Consider the following 16,726-nt stretch of genomic DNA (forward strand, 5'->3'; position numbering starts at 1 on the left):
CAGACGTTGACCCCCATCCCCCACACGGCGCTGCCACGCCCGAGGAGATTTGATGACCACACCCGAGACCGACCGTTCAGCGCCCGAACATGCACAGACCGCGGTCATCGTCCTGGCCGCCGGATCCGGCACCCGGATGAAGAGCGCGACCCCCAAGATGCTGCACCGGGTATGCGGGCGGACGATGCTCGGCCACGCACTCCACGCCGCGGCGGGGCTCGAGCCGGACGCGATAGTCGTGGTCGTCGGTCATCAGCGCGAGCAGGTCTCGGCCGCGGTCGACGAGTTGTCGGCCGAGCTCGGTGTGCCGGTCTCCACCGCCGTGCAGGAGGAGCAGAACGGCACGGGCGACGCGGTTGCGGCCGGGATGTCGGCACTGCCCGACGGATTCTCCGGAACCGTCCTGGTGACCACCTCGGACATCCCCCTGCTCGACGCCGACACCCTGCGCGAGGTGGTGACGCGCCACGACATGCGCCCCCGCGCCGCGGTCACCGTGTTGACGTCGACGGCACCGGACCCCACGGGGTACGGCCGCATCGTGAGGAACGACGACGGCGAGGTGCTCAGGATCGTCGAGCACAAGGACGCCTCGGAGGACGAGCGGGCGATCGACGAGGTCAACTCCGGCATCTACGCCTTCGACGCCCGCGTCCTGCGGGACAAGCTCGGGCAGCTGGGCACCGACAACTCGCAGGGCGAGCTGTACCTGACCGACGTCATCCAGCTCGCCCGGCGGGACAACGGTCTCATCCGCGGTCACCGCGTCGAGGACCCCGATCTGGTCGCGGGTGTCAACGATCGCGTGCAGCTGGCGGCACTGGCCGGCGAGATGAATCGTCGCCTCTGTGAGTCGGCGATGCGGGCGGGGGCGACGATCGTCGACCCGTCCGGCACGTGGCTCGACGTGGGCGTCCGGACGGGCCGTGACGTCACGATCCTGCCGGGCACCCACCTGGAGGGCGCCACCGAACTCGGCGACGGTGTGACCGTGGGACCGGACACCACGCTCCGGGACACGGTGGTCGGCGAGGGCGCGACGGTCGTGCGTTCACATGCGGTGAGCGCCACAATCGGGGCTGGCGCGGAAGTCGGCCCGTTCGCGTACCTGCGGCCCGAGGCGGACCTGGGCGAGCACAGCAAGATCGGGACGTTCGTCGAGGTCAAGAAGTCGACGATCGGTGCCCACACCAAGGTTCCGCACCTCACCTATGTTGGCGACGCACAGATCGGCGAGCACACCAACATCGGGGCATCGAGCGTGTTCGTCAATTACGACGGCGTGACCAAGAACCGTACAGTGATCGGCGATCACTGCCGCACCGGTTCGGACACCATGTTCGTCGCGCCGGTGACCGTCGGAGACGGGGCCTACTCGGGCGCGGGTACCGTGATCAAGGATGACGTCCCTCCCGGCGCCCTCGCGGTCTCGGGTGGACGGCAGAGGAACATCGACGACTGGGTGATCGAGAACCGGCCGGATTCCGGTTCGGCGGAGGCCGCCCGTCGTGCCCGGAACGACTCCCAGAAGGACGGACTCACGACGTGAGCGACTGGATCGACAACCAGAAGAACCTGATGTTTTTCGCGGGGCGTGCACACCCCGAGCTCTCCGAGCAGGTCGCCGCCGAACTGGGCGTCGAGGTCACCCCGCAGACCGCGCGCGACTTCGCCAACGGCGAGATCTTCGTCCGCTTCGAGCAGTCCGTCCGTGGCTGCGACGCGTTCGTGCTGCAGAGCGCCCCGGCGCCGCTGAACAAGTGGATCATGGAGCAGCTCATCATGATCGACGCGCTCAAGCGGGGAAGCGCCAAGCGGATCACCGCCGTCCTGCCGTTCTACCCGTACGCGCGGCAGGACAAGAAGCACCGGGGCCGTGAGCCCATCTCCGCCCGTCTCATCGCGGACCTGCTCAAGGCCGCCGGCGCCGACCGCATCATCACGGTCGACCTGCACACCGATCAGATCCAGGGCTTCTTCGACGGCCCGGTCGACCACATGCACGCCCAGGGGCAGCTGTCGGACTACGTCCGTCAGCACTACGGGACGGACAACATCGTCGTGGTCTCCCCCGACGCCGGCCGCGTCAAGGTGGGCGAGAAGTGGGCCGACGCCCTCGACGGCGCCCCGCTCGCGTTCGTCCACAAGACCCGCGATCCCAACGTGCCCAACCAGGTCAAGTCCAACCGCGTGGTCGGTGACGTCGAGGGCAAGACCTGCGTCCTCATGGACGACATGATCGACACCGGTGGCACCATCGCCGGCGCCGTCAAGGTGCTCAAGGACGCCGGTGCCGGTGACGTCATCATCGCCACCACCCACGGCATCTTCTCCGATCCGGCCGCCGAGCGTCTCGCCACCTGCGGGGCCAAGGAGGTCATCACCACCGACACGCTGCCCATCCCGCCGGAGAAGCGGTTCGAGAACCTCACCGTGCTGTCCATCGCGCCGCTGCTGGCCCGGACCATCCACGAGGTGTTCGAGAACGGCTCGGTGACCAGCCTCTTCAACGGCTCCGCCTAGCATGTCCGCGGACCGGGCGGTGGGCGCCACCATCTACCACAATCCCCGCTGCTCCAAGTCCCGGCAGGCGCTGGAACTACTGCGCGAGCGGGGCGTGGAGCCGACGATCATCAAGTACCTCGACACTCCCCCGGACGTCGAGCAGCTGCGCACCCTCATCGCCGACGCCGGCCTGACGGTGCGGGAGGCGGTGCGCGTCAAGGAGGCCGAGTTCACCGAACTCGGACTCATCGACGCCTCCGATGATGAACTGCTCGCCGCGATGGTGGCCCACCCCCGCCTGATCGAGCGGCCTTTCGTCGTCACCGACAAGGGCACCCGCCTCGCGCGCCCCACGGCGGCGGTCGAGGAGATCCTCTGACCCGCCGCTCCACACCCGGGGCGGCGGGTCGGGCGATTTTGGGCGCCGCACCCCGCACCGCTAGGCTGGTCGGGTCATCTCGGCGAGGGAGGACCCGCATCAACCCGGGCCACTCCGTTATCGACGCGATCATTGTCGGCGTGGTCCCGGTGGACCGGCCTCGGCGATCGTCTCGATCGCCGAGGAGGTACCACTCGTAGAGCGGCACGCTCTCCCACTCCGACGAAAAGGCAGTCATGGCCAAGGAAATCAACAACCTCAAGACCTCCACCCGCACCGAGTTCGGCAAGGGCTCCGCCCGCCGCGCCCGTCGTGAGGGCCAGGTGCCGGCAGTGCTGTACGGCCACCACACCGAGCCCCGCCACCTCCTGCTCGACGCGCTCGAGTTCGCCGCCGTGCTCCGTGCGCACGGCACCAACTCCCTGCTCACCCTCGACATCGAGGGCGAGGAGCAGCTCGCGCTGCCCAAGCAGATCGACGTGCACCCGCTGACCCGCATCATCGAGCACACCGACCTGCTCGTGGTGAAGAAGGGCGAGAAGGTCGTCGTCGAGGTCTACGTCGTCCTCACCGGTGAGGCCGCCCCCGGCACCCTGGTCACGACGGACGCCGACTACATCGAGATCGAGGTCGAGGCGACCGACATCCCCGAGGAGTTCGAGCTCTCGCTCTCCGGTGTCGAGGCCGGCACCCAGTTCACCGCCGCGGACATCACGCTGCCCTCCGGCGCGACCCTGGTCTCCGATCCGGAGACCCTGCTGGTCAACGTCATCGAGGCGCCGTCCGAGTCCGACCTCGAGTCCGACGAGGAGTCCGCGCCCCAGGGCGAGGCTGCCGAGGACGCCGCGAAGGCCGCCGAGGAGGCCTGATCCTCCCGCGCGTACAGCACGCGCATGCCGCCTGAACGGCGGCGACCGGCCACGGGCCCGGGACGACCACAGTGTCATCCCGGGCCCGTCCCGTACTTCCTAAAAGACCATGCCCCCGTGGCCGCTCGCGCATCAGGATCACGCGCGTATCGGGGTCAGCCGCGGATGAGACCCAGCGCCAGCACCAGCATCATCACGGCGATTCCACCGTCGAGCACCCGCCATGCTCCCGGCTTGGCGAACAGACCCCTCAACGCCTTCCCCCCGAAGCCGATGAGCGAGAACCACATCACGCCCGCGATGAAGGCCCCCGCCGCGAACACCCAGCGCAGGTCGGCCCCCTGCTGGTTGGCGAGCGTGCCGAGGAACACCACGCAGTCGAGGTAGGCGTGCGGGTTGAGCCACGTGAAGGCCGCGCAGGCCGCCACCGCACCGAGCGTGGACGGCACGCGGGCGCTGCCGTTGACCTGTAATCCGTCACCGGGGCGGATCGCGCGGGAGGCGGCGAACGCCCCGTACGCCAGCAGGAACACGACGCCGACCCACTTCATCACGGTGATCGCCGCGGGCGCGGACTCGATGAGCACGCCCACCCCGGCCACCCCGAGCAGGATGAGCGCCGCCTCGGACACCACGCAGAACGCGACGATCGGCACCATCGCCACATCTCCGCGGATCGATCGCTGGAGGACGTAGGCGTTCTGCGCGCCGACGGCGGCGATGAGCCCGAGGCCCATCCCGACGCCCATGAGAAGAGTCGAGGTAGTGGTCACCTGTTCAGATTAGGTCGCCCGATCCAGTAGTGCGACTACACTTTCTGCTCTAGCATTAGTTGCACTTATGAACACTCTCCAGCTCGAGCACCTCCGGACCCTCGCCGCCGTCGTGGACCTCGGGTCCTTCGAGGCTGCCGCAGCCCACCTGCACATCACCCAGTCCGCGGTGTCCCAGCGGATCCGCGCCCTCGAGGAGTCGGCGGGACGGATCCTCGTCCGTCGCGAGCGCCCGATCTCGGCCACCGACTCCGGCGAGATAGTCCTGCGCACCGCACGGCAGATGCTCCACCTGGAGGAGTCACTCGCCGGTGAACTCGACGTCTCCGCGTCCACCCAGGAACACGTGGTGCTGGCTGTGGCGTGCAACTCCGATTCCCTGGCGACGTGGTTCCTCGATGCCATGACCGAGGTCCACGCGGCCGGCCGGGTGGTCTTCGACATCCGCCGTGAGGACGAGTCACTGTCCAGCGAGTTGCTGCGCCGCGGAGAGGTGATGGCCGCAGTGACCAGCCAGTCCCGCCCGGTGCAGGGATGCCGGTCGCAGCCCCTGGGCTCCATGCGCTACCTGGCCTGCGCCAGCCCGGGCTTCGTCTCCCGGCATCTGAGGGGCGGCTCGACCACCGCCGCGCTCGGGCGGGCCCCCATCGTCGACTTCGACCGCAGCGACGGCCACCAGAACCACCATTACCGTCGCCTGGCCCGCCGCGAGCCCACCGGGCCACGGCACTTCATCCCCAGCTCACACGATCACGTCCGCGCGATCGTCGCGGGGCTGGGGTGGGGCCTGATCCCCGAGCAGCTGGCGACCCCGTGGCTCGTCTCCGGTGAGATCGTCGACGTCTCCCCCGATCACCACCTCGACGTCCCCCTGTTCTGGCAACACTGGAAGCTGCAGTCACCGGACCTCGACGCCCTCACCGCCGCGGTCCTCGACACGGCCCGCACCGAACTGCGGGCCTGATCGCGCCGTCTGGGATCATGGGCGCCGTGACTACCGCTGAGACGCCCGGCCCCACCCTCATCGTGGGCCTGGCCAACCCCGGCCCCGACTACGAGGGAACCCGCCACAACATCGGCTGGGACGTCCTGCAGGAGTTGGCCTCCCGCGCACTTCCGATGCCGGCGACTTTCTCCAGCCACAAGCGGACCAACTGCGAGATCGCCCAGACCCGACTCGCCGACACTCCGGTCGTCCTGGCCCGACCCCGCAGCTACATGAACCTCTCGGGGGGTCCGGTCGCCGCGGTCGCCAAGTACTTCTCGGTCAAACCCACCGACATCATCGTGATCCACGACGAGATCGACATCGACTTCGGTCAGGTCCGCCTCAAGCGCGACGGCGGCGAGGGCGGGCACAACGGCCTGCGCTCGATGTCCGGCTCGCTGGGCACCCGCGACTACATCCGCGTGCGCACCGGGGTGGGCCGCCCGCCCGGCCGGATGGCGGTGGCCGACTTCGTCCTCAAACGCTTCTCCAAGCTCGAACAGCCCGACGTGCCGTTCCTCATCCAGGACGCCGCCGACGCCGTCGAACTCCTCCTCAAGCACGGGCTGGAGACGGCACAGAACCAGGTCCACTCGGCGTGACGCGCTCCCGGCGGTTCGAGCGCGAGGCCCACCTGGGTACCGGAGCCGAGCTCTTCCGCCGCGCGAGTGCAGCACTGATCAACTGGGACATGCATCGACGGGCCGGCCTCGTCGTCGTCGCCACCGGACCCGCCACCCCCGGCCGCACCGTCACCCTCCGTCCGCGGACCGGCCCCGGCGCGTGGTTACGCCTGGCCGCCCCCTGCGAGGTCACGGAGGTCATCGACCGACCCGACGCACGTGGTTTCACCTACCGCGCCCTCCCGGGCCACCCCGAGCGTGGGTGGGAGACCTTCCTCGTCCGTCACGATCCCGTCTCCGACGCCGTCGCGCTGACCGTCACCGGCGAATCCGCGCACGCGACCCTGCTCGCGCGGCTGGGCGCACCCCTCGCCCGCGTCGAGCAGGAGCGGATCACCCGCCGCTACCTCGCCGCCCTCCGTGAGCAGCCCTGACCCGTCGCACCGGCCCGCACGTCACAGGTCGTACAGCTCCCGGAGCCGGTCGAGAAGTGCCACCAACGCGCCCTCCCTCAGGGCCTCCGCGACCGAGCCGTCGACGAACCGCTCCGTCCGGACCACCCAGGTGAGCAGCGCGCGGGTCAGATCCTCGTCCGAACATTCCGCCAGCCCGGTGAGATCGGTCAGCGCGCCGTCCGACATCCCGCGCCGCTCCAACTCGTCCAGATACCCGTGCCGGGTGAGCACTCCCCCCCCGAACGCCTCCATCACGGCCAGCGTGTCCTCGCCGTAGGTCGGATACCGCACCAGGTAGGTTCCGTCCCTGTCCCGCCGGCCGCCCGCCCAGGTCACCCCGTCGGCCGCCCGCAGTCGATCGACCACGGGGAGCAGGTGCAGGAACGCAGCCCTGCGTTCCTCGACGCCGTGCGTGGTACTGCTCTCGTCCATACCGGTCCCTGCCTCCGCGCGTCAGGCGACGCCGCTCGTCCGCACCGTATCGAGCAGGTCCGACACCGAACGGCGGGAACCTCTCCTTGCCTGACCATCGGCTGCCACGGGGCGGATCGTTACGGCACCTACCGATCTCCGGCCGGACCGGGGCCGCGTCCCCGCCACCCCGACCGCGCCCCCTCGGCGTCCACCGCGTCCCTCGCCGCCCCTGACCTCGACTTTCACGCCCCCGCCTCCCCCGGTCACCCTGCCTCCGGATTGGGTGCTCGGACGTGCGCGGACGTACCCTGGGTGACGACGACGAGGGCCGTCGACTGCCGTGAGGAGTGCGTGTGACCGAGACCGCCGAGGACACCGGAACGGGCGGGCACGCCACGAGTGCGTATGCCGGCGCGGACGTCAGCTCCGAAGTCGCGCGCCGCCGGACGTTCGCGGTGATCGCGCATCCGGACGCCGGCAAGTCCACGCTCACGGAGGCGCTCGCGCTGCACGCCCGGGTGATCACCGAGGCCGGCGCGGTCCACGGCAAGTCGGGCCGCCGCTCCACCGTGTCGGACTGGATGGAGATGGAGAAGGCCCGCGGTATCTCCGTCAGCTCCACGGCACTGCAGTTCACCTACGCACCGGAGGGATCGGACCCGGGCGACGACCCGTACGTCATCAACCTGGTCGACACCCCCGGCCACGCCGACTTCTCCGAGGACACCTACCGCGTCCTCACCGCCGTCGACGCGGCGGTCATGCTCATCGACGCCGCCAAGGGCCTCGAGCCGCAGACCCTCAAACTGTTCCAGGTGTGCAAGCACAACGGCCTGCCGATCATCACGGTGATCAACAAGTGGGACCGGCCCGGCCAGGCCCCGCTCGAGCTGCTCGACGAAATCACGGAGCAGATCGGCCTCGTCCCCACCCCGCTGTTCATGCCCGTGGGAATCGCGGGCGACTACCGGGGCCTGCTGCGTCGCGGACCGGACGGTGCTCCCGAGGAGTACGTGCACTTCACCCGCACCGCCGGCGGCTCGACCATCGCACCGGAGGAGCTCTACGACCCCGCCACCGCCGCCGAGCGCGAGGGCGAGGTCTGGGAGACCGCCGTCGAGGAGTCCGAGCTGCTCTCGGCGATGGGTCAGGACCACGACCAGGAGCTGTACCTGGCCGGAGAGACCAGCCCGGTCATCTTCGCCTCCGCGATGCTCAACTTCGGTGTGCACCAGATCCTCGACGCGCTCGTCGAGTTGGCGCCGCCGCCGCGCGAGTGGCCGACCGTCTCGGGCGAGCCCCGCACGACCTCGGAACCGTTCTCCGCCATGGTGTTCAAGGTGCAGGCCGGCATGGACGCCGCACACCGCGACCGTCTGGCGTTCATGCGTGTCGTCTCCGGCGAGTTCGAGCGCGGCATGGTGGTCCAGCACGCTCAGACGGGCAAGCCGTTCACCACCAAGTACGCGCTGACGGTGTTCGGCCGCGACCGCACGACCGTCGAGACCGCCTACCCCGGCGACGTGGTGGGCCTGGTCAACGCCACCGCCCTCGCCCCCGGCGACACTCTCTACAGCGGCAAAAAGGTGCAGTTCCCGCCGATCCCGCAGTTCGCACCCGAGCACTTCGCCGTGGTCCGCGCGCAGTCGCTGGGCAAGTACAAGCAGTTCCGCAAAGCCATCGACCAGCTGGCCGCCGAGGGCGTGGTGCAGATCCTGCGCAACGACACCCGTGGCGACGCGAACCCGGTCATGGCCGCGGTCGGGCCCATGCAGTTCGAGGTGGTCACGGCCCGGATGAAGGCCGAGTTCAACGTCGAGGTCGTGGTGGACAACCTGCCGTACACGATCGCCCGCCGCACGGACGCCGAATCCGCCGACGAGCTCGGCCGCCAGCGCGGGGTCGAGGTCTTCCAGCGCACCGACGGTGAGCTCCTGGCCCTGTTCGGGGACAAGTGGCGGCTGCAGTACATCTCCAAGGAGATGGAGCACCTCACGATCGAGCCGCTGGTCGCCGACACCAACTGAGGACTGGCATCCTGGACGTCATGCCAGCAGACAATCCGGCCTCGCCCGACCCCGCCTCCTCCGTCAGCCTCCGCGTCTTCGTCGAGCCCCAGCAGGGCGCGACGTACGCCGATCAGCTCGCCGTCGCCCGCGCGGCCGAGGACCTCGGCTACGAGGCCTTCTTCCGGTCGGACCACTACCTCAAGATGGGCGACATCAGTGGGCTGCCCGGCCCCACCGACGCATGGTTGACCCTCGCCGCCCTGGCCCGGGAGACCTCGACCATCCGGCTCGGCACGCTGCTCACGTCGGTGACGTTCCGCCACCCGGGCCCGCTGGCGATCTCGATGGCCCAGGTCGACGAGATGTCCGGCGGCCGCCTCGACGTGGGACTCGGCGCCGGCTGGTACGCCGACGAGCACACCGCCTACGGCATCCCCTTCCCACCGCTGGGCGAGCGGTTCGACCTGCTGGAGGACACCCTCGGGGCACTGGAGACCTTCTGGTCCACGCCCGCCGGCGAGACGGTCTCCGTCCGCGGGAAGCGCATGGAGATGCTGGACTCCCCCGGCCTTCCCAAGCCCGTGCAGCAGCGCCCGCCGGTGATCGTCGGTGGTCACGGCAAGAAGCGGACCCCGGCGCTGGCCGCCCGGTTCGCCGACGAGTTCAACGTGCCGTTCGCCGACCTCGACACCGTGGCGACGCAGTACCGTCGCGTCGACGAGGCGTGCGCCGAGCGCGGCCGGGCCCCCGGGGAGATCATCCGTTCCGCCGCCCTCGTGCTGTGCTGTGGACGCGACGAGGCGCAGATCGCCCGGCGCGCGGACGCCATCGGCCGCGAGGTGGAAGAGCTGCGGGCCAACGGCGCCGCCGGAACTCCTGCGGAGGTCGTGGACACGATCGGCCGGTACGCGGAGGTCGGGGCGCGGCGCATCTACCTGCAGGTGCTCGACATGTCCGACCTCGACCACCTCGATCTGGTCGCCTCCGAGGTGGCGCGCCAGCTCTGACGCGAGCCCCTCGCCCGGCCGGGCGAAACCGCCTCCCCTGCCGGAGGGGTGGGATTAGTGTCACGCCATGGGGGCAGGAGAAGCGACGACGACGAGGGCAGCACATCCCGGAGGCCGTGCGTGGGCCGCGATGGTACTCCTCGTCGTCGTCGCTCTTCTCTTTCCCCTGATCGCCGCACCGACCCGGGCGGCCACCACGCCCGGCGAGTCCCCCATCAGCGGCATGGTCGACGCCCACGCGCACCTGGCGGCCTCCCAGGCGTTCGGCGGGGCACTACGCTGCGGCGAGCCGTTCTCCCCCGGCGGCCTCGCGGCGGCGATGTCGGACTGCCCGAGCCACTCGGGCACCGGGCACTTCGCGCTGCTCGAATCGGTCCTCGGAGGGACCGCCGTGCCCGGCGGGACCCAGGGGTTCCCCACCTTCGCCCAGTGGCCGTCGCATGACTCCCAACTGCACGAGCAGGCCTACTACACCGGTATAGAGCGGGCATGGCGCGGTGGACTGCGGGTGCTCAACAACCATCTGGTGGCCAACCGGGTCCTCTGCGAGGCCCTCGCCGGGATCGGGGTGCCCGCGCGCTCGTCATGCGATGAGATGGATCAACTCCGACGCCAGGTGGACTACCTCGAGCGGATTGAGGCCCACATCGACGCCGAGCACGGCGGCCCCGGGCAGGGGTGGTTCCGGATCGCCCGGTCGCCGGAGGAGGTGCGGGCGATCGCCGCGGACGGCAAGCTCGCGGTCACCCTGGGCGTGGAGGCGTCCGAACCGTTCGGCTGCCGGGTGGCGGGCGACGCGCCGATGTGCACGATCGAGGACATCGACCGCGGGCTCGACGAGTTCGCCTCATGGGGCGTGTCGACCGTGTTCCCGGTACACAAATTCGACAACGCCCTGGGCGGCGCCCGCATGGACGAGGAGCTGGCGGGCCTCGCGGTCAACATCGGCAACAAGCTTGCCCGCGCCCGCTTCTGGGAGACCGAACCGTGCACCGGTCCCGACGCCGACCACGCCCAGCCCCTGGCCAGCACGCCCGTCGCCGACGGGCTCGCGGCGGCGTCCTCCGACGCACCCGCGGGCGCGGCACTGCCCGTCTATCCCGAGGCCCCGCTGTGCAACGTCCGCGGCCTGACCCCGCTGGGTGAGCACGCGATCCGCGGGCTGATGGCGCGCGGCATGGTGATCAACATCGACCACATGGGCGTGAAGACCGCCCACCGCACGCTCGACCTCGCCGCCGAGGCGGGATACACCGGACTCGTCGTGGACCACGACTGGGCGACCCGGGGCAACACCCGCCGCGTGCACGAGCAGGGCGGGTTCGTCGCCGGGTTCGCCTGGCCCGCCGAGGCCACCGAGACCTTCGAGACCGGTTTCCTCGAGCAGTGGCGGACCACCACCGCGGGCGCCACCCGGCCGTTCACCGGCTACGGATTCGGCTCGGACGTCAACGGTCTGGCCCCGCTCGCCGATCCCCGGCCGAGCGCTGCGGAGGACCCGCTCGTGTACCCGTTCACCGCGCCCAACGGCGAGCTGATGGACCGGTGGCGGTTCGGTGAACGCACGTACGACCTCAACACCGACGGCGTCGCGCAGTACGGCCTCTACGCCGACTGGGCCGCCGATCTCCTGCACCGCGCCGGGCCCGACCGCGACGAGCTCGAGCGTCAGCTCATGGGCGGCGCCGAGGCGTGGACCTCCAACTGGGAGCGGGCGCGCTGACCACCCCGTCGACCTGCGCCGCTACCGTCCGTCGCCCGCCCGGGCGACTACCCTGAGGCAATGACCCCGGACCCGGCCCCCTCCAGTCGTACGCGCCGCCGGCGGACCGCCGGAGCTGCGGCGCTCGGGCTCACAGTCGCCCTCACCGCCTCCGCGTGCGGCAGCCCGCTGCCCAAGCCCGAACCCGGCCAGAGCCCCGCGGCGTACTCCGGACTGGAGGTCTCGGAGGACCGGGTCGAGTACGCCATCGGCAAGGTGACCGACATCGTCGAGGAGGAACTCGAGGCCTCTGGCATCCCCGGAGCCGCCGTGGCGGTGGTCCATGGTGGTGAGGTGGTGGTGGCCGAAGGGTTCGGCGTGCGCAGCACCGAGACCGACGAGGCGGTCGACGAGCGCACGGTCTTCCCCCTGGCGTCGATCTCCAAGTCGGTCAGCGCCACCGTGGTGGCCGCGGAGTCCGCCGCGGGCGAGGTCGACTGGTCGACGCCCGTGCGCGAGCACCTGCCGTGGTTCGAGCTGTCCGACCCCGGGGTGACGGCCCGGGTCACGGTGGGCGACCTGTTCGCACACCGGTCGGGACTTCCCGAGCACGCGGGCGATGACCTCGAGGATCTCGGGTACGAACGACCCGCGATCCTGCACGGCCTGCGCCGTCTGCCACTGGACGACTTCCGCACCTCGTACGCGTACACCAACTTCGGGCTGACCGCCGGGGCCGAGGCGGTGGCGGTCGCGGCGGGCACCCCGTGGGCAGACCTGGGCGGTCAGCGCATCTTCGACCCGCTCGGGATGTCGGACACCTCCTACTCCTACGAGGACCTGCTCGACCGCGACAACCGCGTCGTCGGCCACGTCCGCGCCGCCGCCGACGAATCGGGCGAATCGTCCGGCGACTGGGTCCCGGCCGACCCCGCGCGCGATCCGGACGCCCAGGCCCCCGCGGGTGGCCTGAGCTCCTCGGTGTCGGACATGGCGCGGTGGATGTCCATGGTGCTCGACGACGGCAAGGGGCCCGGTGGCTCGCAGGTGGTCCCCTCCGACGCACTCCGACAGGCCCTGACCCCGCAGGCGGTGTCCTCGCCCCCGCAGTCCGCGGCGGACCGCACCGGGAGCTACGGCTACGGGTTCAACATCTCCACCAGTTCCTCCGGCCGGGTCGAGTGGAGCCACTCCGGGGCGTTCGCACTCGGCGCCGGGACGGCGATGCTGATGATGCCGGCCCTGGACGTCGGCATCATCACCCTGACCAACGCCTCGCCCGTCGGGGTGGCGGAGACGATCAACTCCCGCTTCGCCGACTACGCACAGTTCGGCGACCCGACGCTGCAGTGGCGTGAGCTGTACGGCGAGGCGTTCGGTCCCCTGCTCGCCCCGGTGGGTGACCTCGTCTCGACGCGCCAGCCCTCCGCTCCGGCGCCGCCGCGACCGGCCGACGAGCTGGTGGGCGTCTACCGCAACGACTACTACGGCGAGATCGAGATCCGCCGCGTCGCCGCACCCGCCGACCGGGGATCGGACGAGCGGGATACCGACGGCGCCTCGACGCCGGGGCCCTCCCTCGCGCTCGCCGTGGGCCCGGGCCCGCTGGTCTGGCCGCTCGAACACTGGGACGGCGACACCTTCGCCGCGAGTCCGGTGGGCGAGAACTGGCCGCCCGGGTCCCGCGGCAGCGTCACCCTCGACGGCGACACGGTGACCGTGGAGTTCCTCGACGGAAACGGCCTGGGCACCTTCACCCGCATCGGAGAGGACGAGACGGGCGACTGACCGCGGGACCTACCCCTCGTGGGTCGCCTGCAGCCGCTCCGCTCGTCGCCTGTCGCGCTTCGCGTCCGCGTCGGGCGTGGTGAGGAACGTGGAGAACCAGGCCATCCGGGGATCAGCGTCCACGAGGAACGCCTTGACCGCCAACGTCAGCGGGACGGCGAGGATGGCGCCCAGCGCTCCGGCGATCGCCGACCAGAACACCAGTGACAGGAACGTCACCGTGGGGGTCAGCCCCACCGCGTCGCCTGTGAACTTGGGCTGGATGAAGCTCTGCATGACCAGGTTGATGACGCTGTAGATCACCACCACCCAGATCGCGTCGACCGGCCCGCCGGTGAGCAGGGCGAACAGCGCGGGCGGCACCAGGCCCAGCACGAAACCGATGTTGGGGATGTAGTTGGTGACAAAGGCGAGCACGCCCCACACCAGCGCCAGCGGCACCCCGAGGATCATCAGCGCCACCGTGTCGATCACCGCCACGATGAGGCCGAAGACCGTGGAGACGATCCAGTACGACTTCACGCCGTCGGTGAACGAACCCAGCGCATCGGCCAACCGCGGCCGCTGCCGGGCGATCACCGCGCGACGCCTCGTGATGCCGGGGATGTCGAAGACGAGGAAGGTCAGCGCGATCACCAGGACGGTGAGCTGGCCACCGGCCGAGGACAACTGACCGGCGACGTTCTGAACGGTGCCGACGATGGTGTTGGGGTCCACGCCCTGCAGGCTCGAGGTGACCTGGTCCTCGCTCACCCCGAAGGTGCCGAGGAACGCGATCGTCTGCTCGTACAGCTCGATGAACTTGTCCTGGTACTGCGGGATCTCCTCGGCCGCCACCCACAACGCCCACACCAGCATCCCGACCAGCGCCGCCAGCAAAAGGTAGAGGACCACCAGGACGATGATCATCGCGCCCCACCGTGGCAGCCCGGCCCGCTGCAGCACCCGCTGCAGGGGCTGGGCGGCGATCACCAGGTTCAGCGCGAGGAACGCCGGCATCAGCAGACTCGCGTGCTCGGACAGTCCCCACACCACCACGAACAGGGCCGCGAGGGACACCGCCGTGACACCGGCGATGCCCCAGCCCTTGGGTTCCTCGTGGGGGGCGAGAGCCTCCGGCGTCGGTGCCTCCGAAGGTCGACCGGATGCGATGGAGACGTCTGTACCGGTCGCGGTCGTCCCAGCGGTCAACGTGGGGCCTCGATCGGACGGTTCCGGTTCCGAGGTGTTGTCGCCGGACAAGTCAATGCGGGACATCGCCGCCTCCTGTTGACACCGTCCCCCGAGTAGGACTGCTCCGAGAGTACGTGGATCGGCTGGGCCTCACCACGCCGCCGTTCCCATCCCCGGACGAAATCTGAGGGCAGGGAGCAGACACTTCACGCCTTACCGTTGTCCAGTTCGCCCCGAATCCGAACACAGCATTCTCTCAGAATGCGCCCGCAGGATTTGATTAAATTACCCGAAAGTCCACTTCAAGCGAGTTTAAGTTCCCGGCGAATTTACTGCTCCTCGCGTTGACTTATCTCGTATAAGTAACTGTTCATAGACCCCCTTGACGTTGAGGCCCGATGGGAAGACGCTTATCTCGGCTCGGTTGAGCCATCGCCTCACCTAAGGGCCCATCTCATGACATCGACACCTCTCCGACGAACGGAAGCCCCTCAACCGGGGCCCGTGCTCCTCCCGAATGGATTGTGCGCGCCGTCCGCCGCGGAGAAGTCGAACACGACGAGAGCTGGATTGTTCCGCCGTCACGAAGGCGGATGGTCCTCCCCCTACAGCCACAAGCTGTGGTGTTCGGACGTGATCGTCGTGGGCGTGGCGCTGATCGTCGCGCACTTCCTGCGGTTCGGTATCGCGCCCCGGGAGATCGCGGTGATGCATCAGAGGGTGCCCTACGTGCTGGTCGCAGTCGCTCTCGCCGCGGTCTGGGTGGGATGTCTCCGTCTGACCAACAGCTATGACCCACGAGTGTTCGGCGCGGGGGCGGACGAATACAGTCGGGTCGTCAGGGCGTCGTTCTGGCTCTTCGGCGGGCTGGCCATCTTCGAGGTGGTATTCCAGCCGGACGTCGCCCGAGGGTTCGAGGCGATCGCACTACCTCTCGGCAGTGCTGGCCTGCTGGCAACCCGGTGGTACTGGCGCCATCGCCTCTCGGCTCGACGCTCGAGGGGCGAAGCTCTCGAACGCCTCCTCATAGTGGGATCGGTCGAGTCATCCTCGGCGCTGGCTGAACGTCTGTCGGCGACCCCTGCATTCGGCTACGCGGTGGTGGGTCTCTGCGCGCGCCCGGAGCGAGCTCTCGGCCAGGCTGAGAGTGACCCAACCAACAAGCTGGGCGTACCGATCGTCGGGGACTGGGATTCTGTCGGCGAAGCCGTGACGCTGTCCGGCGCGACCACCGTGGCGGTCACGGCCGCGAACATGTTGGGTCCCAGCATTATGCAGTCCCTGTGCTGGGAGCTCGACGAGTTGGATGTCCGTCTCTTCGTCGCTCCGGGCCTGGTCGATGTCTCCGGTCCACGCGTACTCATGCGACCGCTGGCGGGTCTGCCGTTGCTGCACATCAGCCGGCCTCAGTACAAGAGCGCAGTTCGGCTCTGGAAAGGCATTTCGGACAAGCTGGGAGCAGCAGCGCTCCTTCTCGCTCTGTCGCCGGTACTTCTGACGGTCGCCGTCGCCATCAAGTTCGACTCCCGTGGCCCGGTCTTCTATCGCGCGGCTCGGGTGGGATATCAGAATGAGCCGTTCCGCATGTGGAAATTCCGGTCGATGGTGATCGACGCCGATGCCCGACGTGCAGCTCTGACCGGTACGGACGACGGTAACGGCGTCCTGTTCAAGATGAAGGACGATCCCCGTGTAACCCGCGTCGGGAAGTGGATCCGGCGGTACAGCCTTGACGAGATTCCGCAGTTGTTCAACGTCCTGGCAGGCGACATGAGCATCGTCGGCCCGCGGCCACCGCTGACGGAAGAGGTCGAGAAGTACGACGGACGCATCTCCCGGCGAATGCTGGTCAAGCCCGGGATGACAGGTCTGTGGCAGGTATCGGGACGATCAGACCTCACATGGGAGGAGTCCGTCCGCCTGGATCTCTACTACGTGGAGAACTGGTCACTGATGCAGGACCTCGTGATCCTGTGGCGGACGGCTCGGGCGGTTCTTTCCAGCGACGGAGCCTACTGATGCCTCACTGCCGGTGGGCATG

At 69.5% G+C, this 16,726-nt stretch carries 15 protein-coding genes; 12 read left to right on the forward strand and 3 right to left on the reverse strand.

Annotation, left to right across the window (positions count from 1 at the left end):
• The first annotated feature begins 52 nt into the window (after positions 1–52).
• The 4 genes from glmU (at position 53) to L8M95_RS04325 (ending at position 3,753) form a co-directional block, all read left to right on the forward strand.
• The gene (glmU, locus tag L8M95_RS04310) at positions 53–1,549 is read left to right on the forward strand and encodes a bifunctional UDP-N-acetylglucosamine diphosphorylase/glucosamine-1-phosphate N-acetyltransferase GlmU (protein WP_260488234.1); all 1,497 of its coding nucleotides are present in this window, start codon (positions 53–55) and stop codon (positions 1,547–1,549) included.
• Positions 1,546–2,523: a ribose-phosphate diphosphokinase gene (locus L8M95_RS04315; protein ID WP_260488236.1), complete on the forward strand. Its 978-nt coding sequence runs from the start codon at positions 1,546–1,548 to the stop codon at positions 2,521–2,523. Before glmU ends, L8M95_RS04315 begins: the two co-directional genes overlap by 4 nt.
• Positions 2,524–2,542: 19 nt before the next feature.
• The gene (gene arsC, locus L8M95_RS04320; protein ID WP_260489158.1) at positions 2,543–2,884 is read left to right on the forward strand and encodes an arsenate reductase (glutaredoxin); all 342 of its coding nucleotides are present in this window, start codon (positions 2,543–2,545) and stop codon (positions 2,882–2,884) included.
• Between the two features lie 236 nt (positions 2,885–3,120).
• On the forward strand, positions 3,121–3,753 hold the full coding sequence (locus L8M95_RS04325) for a 50S ribosomal protein L25/general stress protein Ctc (RefSeq protein ID WP_260488238.1): 633 nt from the start codon (positions 3,121–3,123) through the stop codon (positions 3,751–3,753).
• 155 nt (positions 3,754–3,908) lie between these two features.
• Here the strand turns inward: L8M95_RS04325 and L8M95_RS04330 are convergent, their stop codons facing one another.
• Positions 3,909–4,526 carry a LysE/ArgO family amino acid transporter gene (locus L8M95_RS04330; protein ID WP_260488239.1) on the reverse strand — a complete coding sequence of 206 codons (618 nt, stop codon included), beginning with the start codon at positions 4,524–4,526 and terminating at the stop codon, positions 3,909–3,911.
• A gap of 67 nt (positions 4,527–4,593) precedes the next feature.
• On the opposite strand from L8M95_RS04330, the gene L8M95_RS04335 reads away from it, so the two are divergent.
• The 3 genes from L8M95_RS04335 to L8M95_RS04345 are packed head-to-tail and all read left to right on the forward strand — an operon-like array spanning position 4,594 to position 6,571.
• Positions 4,594–5,490: a LysR family transcriptional regulator ArgP gene (locus L8M95_RS04335; protein WP_260488241.1), complete on the forward strand. Its 897-nt coding sequence runs from the start codon at positions 4,594–4,596 to the stop codon at positions 5,488–5,490.
• A gap of 17 nt (positions 5,491–5,507) precedes the next feature.
• On the forward strand, positions 5,508–6,116 hold the full coding sequence (gene pth, locus L8M95_RS04340) for an aminoacyl-tRNA hydrolase (protein WP_260488243.1): 609 nt from the start codon (positions 5,508–5,510) through the stop codon (positions 6,114–6,116).
• Positions 6,113–6,571 (forward strand): DUF1990 family protein, encoded by a 459-nt coding sequence (locus L8M95_RS04345; protein ID WP_260488245.1) that lies wholly within the window; start codon positions 6,113–6,115, stop codon positions 6,569–6,571. Before pth ends, L8M95_RS04345 begins: the two co-directional genes overlap by 4 nt.
• Before the next feature lie 21 nt (positions 6,572–6,592).
• Here the strand turns inward: L8M95_RS04345 and L8M95_RS04350 are convergent, their stop codons facing one another.
• Complete coding sequence (locus L8M95_RS04350; protein ID WP_260488247.1) at positions 6,593–7,024, reverse strand: DUF6508 domain-containing protein; 432 nt, start codon at positions 7,022–7,024, stop codon at positions 6,593–6,595.
• A 335-nt stretch (positions 7,025–7,359) separates the two neighbouring features.
• Here L8M95_RS04350 and L8M95_RS04355 point away from each other — a divergent pair, with 335 nt between their 5' ends.
• The 4 genes from L8M95_RS04355 to L8M95_RS04370 all read left to right on the forward strand — a co-directional run bounded on the left by L8M95_RS04355 (position 7,360) and on the right by L8M95_RS04370 (position 13,512).
• The gene (locus tag L8M95_RS04355) at positions 7,360–9,033 is read left to right on the forward strand and encodes a peptide chain release factor 3 (RefSeq protein WP_260488249.1); all 1,674 of its coding nucleotides are present in this window, start codon (positions 7,360–7,362) and stop codon (positions 9,031–9,033) included.
• Between the two features lie 20 nt (positions 9,034–9,053).
• Positions 9,054–10,022, forward strand: a complete 969-nt coding sequence (locus tag L8M95_RS04360; RefSeq protein WP_260488251.1) for an LLM class F420-dependent oxidoreductase — start codon at positions 9,054–9,056, stop codon at positions 10,020–10,022.
• Positions 10,023–10,089: 67 nt separating this feature from the next.
• Complete coding sequence (locus tag L8M95_RS04365; protein WP_260488252.1) at positions 10,090–11,745, forward strand: hypothetical protein; 1,656 nt, start codon at positions 10,090–10,092, stop codon at positions 11,743–11,745.
• A gap of 60 nt (positions 11,746–11,805) precedes the next feature.
• Positions 11,806–13,512: a serine hydrolase gene (locus L8M95_RS04370; protein ID WP_260488253.1), complete on the forward strand. Its 1,707-nt coding sequence runs from the start codon at positions 11,806–11,808 to the stop codon at positions 13,510–13,512.
• A gap of 9 nt (positions 13,513–13,521) precedes the next feature.
• Here L8M95_RS04370 and L8M95_RS04375 read toward each other — a convergent pair whose 3' ends face one another.
• Positions 13,522–14,769 (reverse strand): AI-2E family transporter, encoded by a 1,248-nt coding sequence (locus L8M95_RS04375; RefSeq protein ID WP_260488254.1) that lies wholly within the window; start codon positions 14,767–14,769, stop codon positions 13,522–13,524.
• A gap of 549 nt (positions 14,770–15,318) precedes the next feature.
• Between L8M95_RS04375 and L8M95_RS04380 the strand changes: the two genes are divergently transcribed.
• Positions 15,319–16,704 (forward strand): sugar transferase, encoded by a 1,386-nt coding sequence (locus tag L8M95_RS04380; protein WP_260488255.1) that lies wholly within the window; start codon positions 15,319–15,321, stop codon positions 16,702–16,704.
• Positions 16,705–16,726 lie beyond the last annotated feature (22 nt).

It is taken from the genome of Dietzia sp. B32, assembly GCF_024732245.1.
GTDB lineage: Bacteria > Actinomycetota > Actinomycetes > Mycobacteriales > Mycobacteriaceae > Dietzia.